This window comes from Polaromonas sp. CG_9.7 (assembly GCF_015752205.1).
Taxonomy (GTDB): domain Bacteria; phylum Pseudomonadota; class Gammaproteobacteria; order Burkholderiales; family Burkholderiaceae_C; genus Polaromonas.
This window is the reverse complement of sequence record NZ_JADOVG010000017.1, coordinates 30,633-42,050: the sequence shown is the minus strand read 5'-3', so window position 1 is coordinate 42,050 and position 11,418 is coordinate 30,633. Positions and strand designations below refer to the sequence as shown.

Annotated in this window: 9 protein-coding genes; 5 read left to right on the top strand and 4 right to left on the bottom strand. The window is 59.2% G+C overall.

Going from position 1 to position 11,418, the window contains the following annotated elements; translation table 11 throughout:
- Window positions 1-4 precede the first annotated feature (4 nt).
- Window positions 5-598, bottom strand: a complete 594-nt coding sequence (locus IWX87_RS15605; protein WP_196864451.1) for a HupE/UreJ family protein — start codon at window positions 596-598, stop codon at window positions 5-7.
- A gap of 115 nt (window positions 599-713) precedes the next feature.
- Window positions 714-1,016 carry an urease subunit gamma gene (locus IWX87_RS15600; RefSeq protein ID WP_029523770.1) on the bottom strand — a complete coding sequence of 101 codons (303 nt, stop codon included), beginning with the start codon at window positions 1,014-1,016 and terminating at the stop codon, window positions 714-716.
- 154 nt (window positions 1,017-1,170) lie between these two features.
- Between IWX87_RS15600 and IWX87_RS15595 the strand changes: the two genes are divergently transcribed.
- The 4 genes from IWX87_RS15595 (at window position 1,171) to infA (ending at window position 6,625) form a co-directional block, all read left to right on the top strand.
- The gene (locus IWX87_RS15595) at window positions 1,171-4,686 is read left to right on the top strand and encodes an ATP-binding protein (RefSeq protein WP_370583929.1); all 3,516 of its coding nucleotides are present in this window, start codon (window positions 1,171-1,173) and stop codon (window positions 4,684-4,686) included.
- The gene (locus IWX87_RS15590; protein WP_370583928.1) at window positions 4,683-5,717 is read left to right on the top strand and encodes a response regulator; all 1,035 of its coding nucleotides are present in this window, start codon (window positions 4,683-4,685) and stop codon (window positions 5,715-5,717) included. Before IWX87_RS15595 ends, IWX87_RS15590 begins: the two co-directional genes overlap by 4 nt.
- Before the next feature lie 347 nt (window positions 5,718-6,064).
- The gene (locus IWX87_RS15585) at window positions 6,065-6,304 is read left to right on the top strand and encodes a hypothetical protein (RefSeq protein WP_196864450.1); all 240 of its coding nucleotides are present in this window, start codon (window positions 6,065-6,067) and stop codon (window positions 6,302-6,304) included.
- A 63-nt stretch (window positions 6,305-6,367) separates the two neighbouring features.
- Complete coding sequence (gene infA / locus IWX87_RS15580; RefSeq protein WP_026780839.1) at window positions 6,368-6,625, top strand: translation initiation factor IF-1; 258 nt, start codon at window positions 6,368-6,370, stop codon at window positions 6,623-6,625.
- A 101-nt stretch (window positions 6,626-6,726) separates the two neighbouring features.
- On the opposite strand, the gene IWX87_RS15575 is transcribed toward infA, so the two are convergent.
- Window positions 6,727-8,070, bottom strand: coding sequence for a dicarboxylate/amino acid:cation symporter (locus IWX87_RS15575; protein ID WP_196864449.1), 1,344 nt, complete (start codon window positions 8,068-8,070; stop codon window positions 6,727-6,729).
- A 293-nt stretch (window positions 8,071-8,363) separates the two neighbouring features.
- Between IWX87_RS15575 and IWX87_RS15570 the strand changes: the two genes are divergently transcribed.
- Window positions 8,364-8,591 carry a hypothetical protein gene (locus IWX87_RS15570; RefSeq protein ID WP_196864448.1) on the top strand — a complete coding sequence of 76 codons (228 nt, stop codon included), beginning with the start codon at window positions 8,364-8,366 and terminating at the stop codon, window positions 8,589-8,591.
- A 428-nt stretch (window positions 8,592-9,019) separates the two neighbouring features.
- On the opposite strand, the gene IWX87_RS15565 is transcribed toward IWX87_RS15570, so the two are convergent.
- The gene (locus tag IWX87_RS15565) at window positions 9,020-11,407 is read right to left on the bottom strand and encodes an ATP-dependent DNA helicase (protein ID WP_196864447.1); all 2,388 of its coding nucleotides are present in this window, start codon (window positions 11,405-11,407) and stop codon (window positions 9,020-9,022) included.
- Window positions 11,408-11,418 lie beyond the last annotated feature (11 nt).

The window sequence follows — 11,418 nt, the reverse complement described above, 5'->3', positions numbered from 1 at the left end:
TTCTTCAGGCCAGTCGGACCAGCAGTGTCAGGCCCAGCGCCGCGACGCCGGTGCCCGCGAGGCGTGAGCCCCAGGTGCTGGGACGAAAGCTCAAGCCCAGGCCCAGACCGATGGCATGCAGCGCCAGCGTAGCCAGCAGCATGCCCGACAGCGGTGCCAAGATATTCGCAGCACCTGCCAGTTCAGTGCCATGCGCAACGCCATGAAAAATCGCAAACAGGCCGACCAGTGAAGCGGCCAGCGCAGCAGGCAGGCGTGTGCGCAGCGCCACCAGCAAACCCAGCACCAGCAGCGAAGCAGCAATCATCGGCTCGACCGCCGGAAGTGCCATGCCGGCCAGGCCCATCACTGCGCCTGCCAGCAGCATCGCCGCGAAAGCGAGCGGTCCGGACCACAACCGGCGGGCGCTCAAGGCGCTCCAGAAGCCCACGGCCAGCATCGCGGCCAAGTGGTCCAGGCCGGTGAACGGGTGCTGCAGTCCATCGGCGAAGCCAATTTCTGCGTGGGCAGCAGGATCGGTGCCCATATGGGCTGATGCGCCGGTCACCATTGCGCCAGCAGCTATTAATAAAATAGCGTGAGTCAGTTTGCGTGACATAAGGATAATTCCTGAAAAAAGTATCAAAACAGGCTATAGCGCAAGCGGGCAGGGCGCAAGCAGCTATTAAAAAAAGAGTGACTGTGCAAAGAAGCAGGCTGGGTGCGCAATCCTTTCAGACAATCGGCTGGTGCACAGTGACCAGCTTGGTACCGTCGGGAAAGGTGGCTTCGACCTGGATGTCGGGAATCAATTCGGCAATGCCGTCCATCACGTCGGCGCGGCTCAGGATGGTGCGCCCTTCGCTCATGAGTTGCGCCACGGTCTTGCCGTCGCGTGCACCTTCCATCACCGCGGCGCTGATCAGCGCCACGGCTTCGGGGTAGTTGAGCTTCAGGCCGCGCGCGCGGCGCCGCTCGGCCAGCAGGGAGGCGGTAAAAATCAGCAGTTTGTCTTTTTCGCGGGGCGTCAATTCCATGGGGCTCTTTCGGGTTCGGCTCTTCCAAAATTGCAAGATTGGTGCCACCGGCGTTCAGGACCTGCTGCCGGGGGGGGGGGGGCTGCGGCTGCGTGGCACAAAAGCTGCTGTAAGCATGGGATCTAAAATTTTTCTGCCTGTCACCCACGCCTTCATGGACACCACCACGCCCTTACCGTTGATTCAGCCGGGCACGCCCCTGGGTTTGCCGGATGAAGACCAGGGTGTCGGCCCCAAGGTGGCGGTGCAGAGCATCATCAAGGTCAGGCGCGACTACAACAGCTGGGTCGCCAGCGAAACCATGGAAGACTATGCACTGCGCTTTACACCGCAGCGCTTTCGCAAATGGTCGGAATGGCGGGTGGCCAACACCGCGTTTGGCGCCGCGTCATTTCTGATTCTGGAGGCCGTGGGAGCCACCTTGCTGGTGAAATACGGATTCACCAATGCCTTCTGGGCCATCGTGGCGACGGGGCTGATCATTTTCCTGGCGGGCCTGCCAATCAGTATTTATGCGGCGCGCTATGGCGTGGACATGGACTTGTTGACGCGTGGCGCAGGTTTCGGCTATATCGGCTCGACGCTGACATCGCTGATCTATGCCTCGTTCACCTTCATTTTCTTTGCGCTGGAAGCCGCTGTCATGGCCTATGCGCTGGAACTGGCTTTCGGGATTCCGCCCAAGTGGGGCTATCTGGTTTGTGCACTGGTGGTGATTCCGCTGGTCACGCATGGGGTTTCGACCATCAGCCGGCTGCAGGTCTGGACGCAGGGGCTGTGGCTTGTCATGCTGGTGGTGCCGTTTGCCTATGTTTTTGTGCACGCTCCCGGTGCGTTTTCTGGTGTTGTCAACTATGCAGGCGAAAAAAGTGCATCGGGCACTTTCAATCTGCATCTTTTTGGTGCGGCCTTGACCGTCGGCATTGCATTGATCACCCAGATGGGCGAGCAGGCTGACTACCTGCGCTTCATGCCGGTGCAGACGCCCGCCAACCGCTGGCGCTGGTGGGCCGGTGTGCTGATCGGCGGACCGGGCTGGGTGCTCCTGGGAGTAGTCAAGATGCTCGGCGGCGCGCTGCTGGCCTACCTGGCGATTTCCAACATGGTGCCGCTGGACCGGGCGGTGGACCCGAACCAGATGTACCTGGCGGCTTATGAATATGTGTTTCCCCACTACGGCTGGGCGGTCGGTGCGACGGCGCTGTTTGTCGTGGTGTCGCAGCTCAAGATCAATGTGACCAATGCCTACGCCGGCTCGCTGGCCTGGTCGAATTTTTTTTCGCGGCTGACGCACAGCCATCCCGGCCGGGTGGTCTGGCTGGTGTTCAACACCGCCATTGCCTTCATGCTGATGGAAATGAATGTGTTCCAGGCCCTTGGCGACGTGCTGGGGCTGTATTCAAACATTGCGATTGCCTGGGTGATGGCGGTGGTGGCCGACCTGGTCATCAACAAGCCGCTCGGCCTGTCCCCGCCAGGCATCGAGTTCAAGCGCGCCCACCTGTACGACATCAACCCGGTCGGCGTGGGCGCGATGGCGCTGGCGTCGCTGCTGTCCATCACCGCGCACCTGGGCTTGTATGGCGAACTGGCGCGCGCTTTTTCAGCCGTCATTGCCATGACCACGGCGTTTGTCGCGGCGCCGCTGATTGCCTGGGCAACGAGCGGGCGTTATTACATTGCGCGCCGTTCTGCGCCACTGGCTGCCGACGGGCCTTGCCAACGCCACGCCACCCAGCGCTGCGTGATTTGCGAGCGCAGCTACGAAGGCCCCGACATGGCGCATTGCCCGGCCTACCAGGGGCCGATCTGCTCGCTGTGCTGCACGCTGGACGCGCGTTGCGGCGACTTGTGCAAGCCCCATGCGCGCCTGTCGGTGCAGTGGTCTGCAGCCCTGCGCTGGTTGCTGCCGCGCCGCATCTGGCCGTACCTGGACACCGGCTTGAGCCACTTTTTGCTGCTGATGACGGTCATCGTGCCACTGCTCGCTGCTGTGTTTGGCTTGCTGTACCGCCAGGAAATCAGTTCGGTGGCCGAACTGGCGGCGTCCGATTCGGCCTTGCGATCAGGTTTTTTGAAGGCCTACATGGCGCTGCTGGTGATGGCCGGACTGGTTGCCTGGTGGCTGGTGCTGGCGCACAAGAGCCGGCAGGTGGCGCAGGAAGAGTCGAACCGCCAGACGCACCTCTTGATGCAGGAAATCGAGTCCCACCGGCAGACCGACGAAGCGCTGCAGCAGGCCAAGCGCGTGGCCGACCAGGCGAACCAGGCCAAGAGCCGCTACATCAGCGCCATCAGCCACGAGTTGCGCACGCCGCTGAACAGTATTCTGGGCTATGCGCAACTGATGGGCGAAGACGCCGGCATTCCGCCGCACCGCAAGCAGGCGGTCAACGTCATCAAGCGCGGCGGCGAGCATCTGCTGTCGCTGATCGAGGGCACGCTGGACATCGCCCGCATCGAGGCTGGCAAACTGACGCTCAATGTCAGGCCGATGCCATTCGCTGACTGTGTACACGAAATAGAGGGAATGTTCGAGTTGCAGGCGGCGGCCAAGGGCCTGCGCTTTGTGTTCGAAGCCGTCGGCAACCTGCCTGAACTGGTGCGCGCCGATGAGCAGCGGGTGCGGCAGGTGCTGATCAACCTGCTGGGCAATGCCATCAAGTTCACCGCCCAAGGCCAGGTCACTTTCCGGGTGCGCCATGCGCGCGAAATGGCCTACATCGACATCCAGGACACCGGCCCTGGCATGAGCGCGGCTGAACTTGACAATATTTTTGAGCCCTTTGCGCGCGGCAGCACCGCCGGCCAGAGTGTGGGCGGCGCATCGGGCGCGGGCCTGGGCCTGACGATCGCCAAAATGCTGACCGATTTGATGGGCGGCGAGATGACCGTGGTCAGCGCGCCGGGCAAGGGCTCGGTGTTTGGCATCCGGCTGTTTTTGCCGGAAGTGCACATGGCAGCGGGCAGTTTTCCGGCGACCAAAATCCGCAACGCCCGGCGTCGGCCTCAGGGCTATGAAGGCGTGCGGCGCAAGCTGCTGGTGGTCGACAACGAGGAGCCCGACCGCGAACTGCTGGTGCATCTGCTGGAGCCCATGGGCTTCGAGATGCGCACCGCTGCCAGCGGCCACGACTGCCTGGACCTGCTGGCGGCGGGCTACCGGCCCGACGTGATTTTCATGGATTTGGCCATGGCCGGCATTGATGGCTGGGAAACGCTGCGCCGCGTGCGCAAATCCGGGCATGCCGGCATTCACCTGGCAATCGTGTCGGCCAATGCTTTTGACAAGGGGCTGGACAACGATGTGGGCATACGCACGGAGGATTTCATCCTCAAGCCGGTGCGCCACACCGAACTGATCGACTGGCTGGAGAGAACCCTCGGCCTGGTCTGGTGCCATGCCGACCCGACACCAAACCCCGCCTCGATGCTTGTCATGCCCGCGCTGCGCATATTGCCGGATGCGCGCCAGCTTGCCAGCCTGCTTGAAGTGGTGCAGTTGGGCTTTTACAGGGGTATTCACAACAAGCTGGCGGACATTGAAACCCAGCAACCTGCCACCGCAGCCTTCGTCGAGGAGATGCGCGTGCTGGCGCGCCAGTTCAGGTTCGAAGCCATGGCCAGCCTGCTCACGCAAATAACAGACACACAAGGAGAAAGGCCATGAACAACATGCCTGACGCGCCGACAAGGGGAAGCTGCCTGAACGATACCCTGGACCGTGTCAACAGCGATGTGGTGCTGATCGTTGACGATGTGCCCGACAACCTGTCGGTGTTGCACGATGCGCTCGACGAGTCGGGCTACACCGTGCTGGTTGCTACCAGCGGCGAAGCCGCGCTGCAACGTGCCCGGCAGGCCCTGCCCGACATCGTGCTGCTCGACGCAATGATGCCGGGCATGGACGGGTTTGAAGTTGCCCGGCAACTCAAGGCCATGCCTGAAACGGCCCATATCCCGATCATCTTCATGACCGGCCTGACCGAAACCGAGCACCTGGTAGCGGCCCTGCAGGCCGGCGGCGTCGACTATGTCACCAAGCCAATCAAGCCCAAGGAAGTGATGGCGCGCATGGGTGTGCATCTGCAGGGCGCACGTCGGGCCCGGCAGGAAGTGCGGCAGGCCGGGCAGGCGCGCAACGCCCTGGATGCGTTCGGCTACGCCAGCATGACGGTACGGATGAATGCGAACGGGCAGGGTGACGGCAAGCTGATCTGGCAGACGCCGCTGGCGCGTGATCTGCTTATGCGCTACTACGGCACCACCGCGCCGCAAACGCCCGAGGCGGTCCTCGACTGGCTGCGCCGCCACCTGCCTGATGCCCAGCGCCAGATCGAGCCGCCGCGCCTGACGATCGAGCAGGGGCCGCGTCGCCTGACATTCCGGCTGCACCAGCAAACCGACGACAGTGACAGCGGCGGCGACTGGCTGATCGTGATGCGTGAAATTTCGGACGATGCGGTGTTGCAAGTCCTTGGCCTGAGCTTCAAGCTGACCGCCAGAGAAGCCGAGGTGCTGTATTGGGTGGTGAAAGGAAAGGTCAACCGTGACATCGGCGACATTCTGGGGTCCAGCCCTGCAACAGTGAAAAAACACCTGGAACGGGTGTACGCCAAGCTCGGCGTGGAAACCCGCACCGCCGCTGCCGGCCGCGCCATGAACCGCATCCGTCAACTGCATCCGCAATTTGAATGTTGAACGAACAAGAGCCGCTGACGGGTTGCCCGGTTATAATGGTGGGTTCGGTAACGCATCAGCGTTTTTCATCGAAGTCTTTATTACACCCGGCTTCTTTCTCAAATGCGGCGCTTCCCAGAGCCCGAATTCCCAGCGATCTGGCACTGCTTTCAAGGTTTTTCAGCTTTGATGCCCACAGCACTGTTTCATTTCCTGGCGAGCACTTCCACCAACAGTGCCCACTTATGGCTCAACCCCGCCCGGCTTCTCAATGAACTGGCGGCTAGATACCGAATACACGTTGGCTTGCTCGCAAGCTGGTTACCCTTTCCCAAAGAAGCCGGAAAAAATATCCGGCGAAGATTTTTATGAATATGAACGACACCCGAATAGAGGTAGGTAAATACCTTGTCTCGCCAGTTGCAAAAAAGCAGGGCGAAGGCCGCTTTGCGGCTTCAGTTTCCATCCGCTCCGGTCGCGGCAGCGGTACCCATGACAGGGTGCTGCGTTTCACCGGAATTTTTGACAGCGCTGCTGCTGCCGTACATTACGCTACCGAACACGCACTGGGCTGGATTCACGAAAGCTCGTCCCCTGTTTGCGCATAAAACACAGCCAGCCCGTGTGGGCTGGCGATACAAAATAATTTTTTGAAATATCAGGAGTTTTAGATGGCAAAAGAAGAATTAATCGAAATGCATGGTCTGGTTGACGAGGTGCTGCCCGACTCGCGTTTTCGCGTGACGCTGGACAACGGCCACAAGCTTGTGGCCTATACCTCGGGCAAGATGCGCAAAAACCACATTCGCATTCTGGCCGGCGACCAGGTGTCACTGGAACTGTCGCCTTACGACCTTAGCAAAGGCCGCATCACTTTCCGTCACATCGCAGGCCGTGGGCCCGGTCCTGCACCACGCCAGAATCGCTAAAGCGCAATAAAGTTTCCGCAAACTGGGGCAGCATCAATGCTGCCCCAGTTTGCCGTTGACAGACAGTGAATGTGCCCGGTCGGGCGCATTCACTGAAAATATCAAGACCCAACGGCCATGTGTTCCGTTTTTTTGTCCAGCACCATTTCAGGTTCCTGGGCTTCTTGCCATGTCTCGTTGTTCAACCCGGCTTGAAGCCGCACAACGTCAAGCTCATTGGTCCACTTCGCCACGACCAGCGTCGCCACGCCATTGCCGATCAGATTGGTGAGCGCACGCGCTTCCGACATGAAGCGGTCGATTCCCAGAATCAAGGCCAGGCCAGCCACCGGTACGGTGCCAACTGCCGACAGTGTCGCCGCCAGGACGATAAAGCCGCTTCCCGTCACACCCGCCGCGCCTTTTGAGGTCAGCAACAAGACGCCAAGCAACGTGATTTCCTGCATCAATGTCATGGGCGTGTTGGTGGCCTGCGCAATGAAAACAGCCGCCATCGTCAAATAAATCGAGGTGCCGTCCAGGTTGAACGAATAGCCGGTGGGAATCACCAAGCCCACGGTCGTCTTTTTCGCGCCCAGGTTTTCCATCTTTTCCATCATGCGCGGCAGCACTGTCTCAGACGATGAGGTGCCCAACACGATCAACAACTCTTCTTTGATGTATTTGATGAATTTCCAGATGCTGAAGCCATGCAGGCGGGCGATGGTGCCGAGAACGACAAAGATGAAAATCAGGCAGGTCAGGTAGAACGCGCCCATCAGTTTGCCCAGCGAAAACAGCGAACCGACGCCATACTTGCCAATCGTGAAGGCCATGGCACCGAAGGCACCGACAGGCGCGACCTTCATAATGAATCCCACGATGGCGAACAACACATGGGATGTTTTCTCGATCAAGTCAAACACCATCGTTCCCCGGCCGCCAAAGCGGTGCAAGGCAAAGCCAAAAAGCACAGCCAGCAGCAGCACTTGCAGGATTTCACCCTTGGCAAACGCATCGACAAATGCGGTTGGAATGACATTCATGATGAAGTCGGTCGTGCCCACCATCTTTCCGGGCGCGGTGTAAGCCGCAATGGACTTGGTATCCAGCGTCGTTGCGTCAATGTTCATGCCGACGCCCGGTTTCAAAACATTGACCAGCACCAACCCGATGATCAGCGCAAAGGTGCTGACAACCTCAAAGTACAGCAGTGCCAGTCCGCCGGTCTTGCCCACCTTCTTCATGTCTTCCATGCCGGCAATGCCCACCACCACGGTGCAAAAAATAATGGGCGCGATCATCATCTTGATCAACTTGATGAAGCCATCACCGAGCGGCTTCATGCTTTCGCCCACCGAGGGATAGAAAAAGCCCAAGGCAACGCCGGCAATGACGGCACAAATCACCTGGACGTAAAGGGAACGGTAGAGCGGCGGTTTCGAGGGGGGTGTTGAGATGGTCATACGGATAGTGCATCGGCTGATGCGGTGTTGAGAGAAAGTTCAATATAGCCAGGGTATCCTGATTGAATATTCGTGAAAACCACATACGGTGTTTTTTGACATTGAAATATGAGGCCAACGTATTTTTTCGATTTTATGACCGCCTATTTTTTGTGGATATCCGATCAAGGCTGAAAAATAAAAATACGTTGCCGTCCTACAGCGATGCGTCACCGCAAATGATTAGATGACTCACCTGTCAGTTGAGTCATCAGCGCTCACCGTGCTGTGACTCCCATACAACGAGTTTTTTCATGCCTTTAAACACGACCCCTCCTTTTCCCGGCAGCTACCTTCCCAATAAGGCGGTGACCACAGACTTGAAGACCGAATACGCCCATTTGCGCGATGAACTGGAACGTCTGCTAACCGAACCAGACAAGGACTTCCAGAGGATTGATGCTTTGGTTGACCAGCTTGAACTGGTTCAACTCGCTTTCAAGGAGCAGCACGGCATCAAGGGCAACAATCCCAATGAATGAAGTGCGACAAGAGGGAAGAATGTATGCAGATTGCGTTTAAAAAAACGCTGGATCAGGTTTTTCGGTTACGTAAAACGCTCTGCTTTTGCAAGCCTGAAAAGCTTGACGTTTGTGGGGGGAAAACCTTTTTCCATCTTTTCGGACTGGATGCATGAAGTGCCTGGTTTCAGAGGGGCTTGCAAAACTACAGAGTCTTCGGATATTTCTTACGGGTGTGTGTCTTGCATGCTGGCAAAAGTCGCAAGCGATTTCTTTTAACTTAGGGCTCTCAACCGCAAAAACCCATTTCCAAGGAGATCAACATGCCCATCATTGCCTGGTTACTCGGTGTTCCCATCACTGTCATCTTGTTGTTGATGCTCTTCGGGGTATTCTGAAAAGCTTGCTGAACATTTGTGCAGACGAAAACCCCGCTTCGGCGGGTTTTTTCATGGTGACGCGCTATCAACCGACACTTCCCTTGGCCAGATTTCGTCGATGGGATTCGCAGGGCGGATCCGCATTTGCCGAACCTCCCACCACGCAGGCAGCAGGCGTTTGACTTCCGGTCGCGCAAACCTGTCATCCATAAGAAAAATCACGCCTTGGTCTTGTGTGGTGCGTATCACCCGGCCCGCAGCTTGCACGACTTTTTGAATGCCCGGATAAAGATAGGTGTAGTCATACGCCTGACGAACGCCAAAATTTTCAGCCATCCGCAGCTTGATCTGCTCATTGACCGGATTGACCTGTGGCAGCCCCAGGGTGGCGATGAAGGCACCAATCAGCCGCTGGCCGGGCAGGTCGATGCCCTCGGCAAACGCGCCGCCCAGCACCGCAAAACCAATGCCTTTTCCCTCAGGCACAAAGCGCGCCAGGAACTCGTCGCGCGCCACTTCATCCATGCGCCGGGTCTGCATCCAGATCGGTATTTGCGAATGCAACTGCTGGAAGCGCCCCGCCAGTTTTTCCAGGTAGTCGTAACTGCTCACGAACACCAGGTAATTGCCCGGTTGTTGCTGGTATTGCCGCGCCATCAGCTGCGCGATGGGCGCCAGTGACAACTCGCGGTGCTGGTACCGGGTGGATATGTCGCCGACGACCTGCACCGCCAGTTGCTCGGCCAGGAATGGCGACGGTACATCCACCCATACCGTGTTGGCCGGCAGGCCGAGTGTGTCGGCATGGTAGTTTTGCGGGCTCAGCGTCGCAGAAAACAGTGCGGCCGACCGGGCAGCGGCAAAGCGCGGCGCCAGGAAAGGCGCGGGCACGACGTTGCGAATGGACAGCCGGCTGAATCTGGCCGCCGGGCGGTTGGCTGAAAAGGCATGCCGACCTTGTGCCGTATCCTGCGTGATGTCAAACAGGGAATGCGCACCAAAGCTTTCAGCCATGCGCGAGAAATGCAGCGCATCAAAGTAAAAGCGCTGCAGTGCGGTATCCACTCGCGTCGGATTTTCCTCCAGATCATCGCTGATGGAACTGGTGGCGTTTTGCAATGCCAAGAGGAACTTGTCCGGCAGACTGGCGCGAACCTGGTAAGCCTGATCGATCGGATGTTGCGGATCCCTGGCCAGGTCGCGCCAGACGCGGTGCAGGCGGTCAAGCGGCTTTTTCAGCGCGGGTCCGGCCGACTGCCGCACGCCGGCCAGATCGGTCTGGTCCAGCTCGGCTGAATACATCTTTCGTGCCCGATCCACCAAGTTGTGCGCCTCGTCAACCAGCACGCTGACGCACCAGCCGTTGGCCACCGTCAGGCCATGGAGCAGCGCGCTCACGTCGAAGAAATAGTTGTAGTCGCCGACCACCACATCAGACCAGCGCACCAGGTCCTGGCTCAGATAGTAGGGGCACACGCCATGCGCCAGCGCTACCGTGCGCAACGTTTCCTTGTCCAGCAGGCCGTCCGCACCGGGTTCGGCCAGCGCCGCGCTGCGTGCCGCCGGCAGGCGGTCGTAAAAACCCCGTGCCAGCGGGCATGACTCCCCATGGCAGGCCTTGTCCAAATGCTCGCAGGCCTTGTCACGCGCCACCAGCTCGATCACGCGCAAGGGCAGGGACGGTGCGCCGTGCTTGACCAGCGCCAGCGCATCGAGCGCCAGGCGGCGGCCCGGCGTCTTGGCCGCCAGAAAAAATATCTTGTCAATTTGTTGCTTGGGCGCGGCCTTGAGCAGCGGAAAAACGGTGCCGATGGTCTTGCCAATGCCTGTGGGCGCCTGCGCCATCAGGCAGCGGCTGCTGGTGGCAGAGCGGTACACCGCTTCGGCCAGTTCGCGCTGGCCGGTGCGAAATTCTGCATACGGAAAAGCCAGCGACGCCAGCGCGTCATCGCGCGCTGCTCGGTGCACCATTTCCCGCTGCGCCCAGTGCAGGAATTTTTCGCACTGCGCTTCAAAGTAAGCTTTCAGCGTCTCGGCGGTGAAGTGCTGGGTTAAAACGGTTTCCTGCTGGCTGTTGATGTCCAGATAAACCAGCGCCAGCCGCACCTCGGCCAGTTCGAGCTTCTGGCACAGCAGCCAGCCGTAAACCTTGACCTGCGCCCAATGCAGTTTGCGGTGGTTTTCAGGCATCGCGGCCAGGTCGCCGCGGAAGGTCTTGACCTCTTCCAGCTGATTTTTTTGCGCATCGTAGCCATCGGCGCGGCCCCGCACATGCAGTTCCCTGTAATCGCCCGAAAGACTCAACTCAGCCTGATAGCCTGCATGGCGGCGCGAAGCCACCAGCGCATGGCCGGCAATGCCTTCCTGGGCAGACGGTGAAGGCGTGAAACGCAAGTCCAGGTCGCCCTGCTTGGCAGTGAATTCGCACAGCGCCCGGACGGCTACGACGTAACTCAATTCACAGGCTC

Coding starts and splice junctions, on each gene's coding strand:
- IWX87_RS15585 (WP_196864450.1), top strand. CDS start 6,065: ATGAATATGAACGACACCCGAATAGAGGTAGGTAAATACCTTGTCTCG.
- IWX87_RS15605 (WP_196864451.1), bottom strand. CDS start 598: ATGTCACGCAAACTGACTCACGCTATTTTATTAATAGCTGCTGGCGCA.
- IWX87_RS15575 (WP_196864449.1), bottom strand. CDS start 8,070: ATGACCATCTCAACACCCCCCTCGAAACCGCCGCTCTACCGTTCCCTT.
- IWX87_RS15570 (WP_196864448.1), top strand. CDS start 8,364: ATGCCTTTAAACACGACCCCTCCTTTTCCCGGCAGCTACCTTCCCAAT.
- IWX87_RS15600 (WP_029523770.1), bottom strand. CDS start 1,016: ATGGAATTGACGCCCCGCGAAAAAGACAAACTGCTGATTTTTACCGCC.
- IWX87_RS15595 (WP_370583929.1), top strand. CDS start 1,171: ATGGACACCACCACGCCCTTACCGTTGATTCAGCCGGGCACGCCCCTG.
- IWX87_RS15590 (WP_370583928.1), top strand. CDS start 4,683: ATGAACAACATGCCTGACGCGCCGACAAGGGGAAGCTGCCTGAACGAT.
- infA (WP_026780839.1), top strand. CDS start 6,368: ATGGCAAAAGAAGAATTAATCGAAATGCATGGTCTGGTTGACGAGGTG.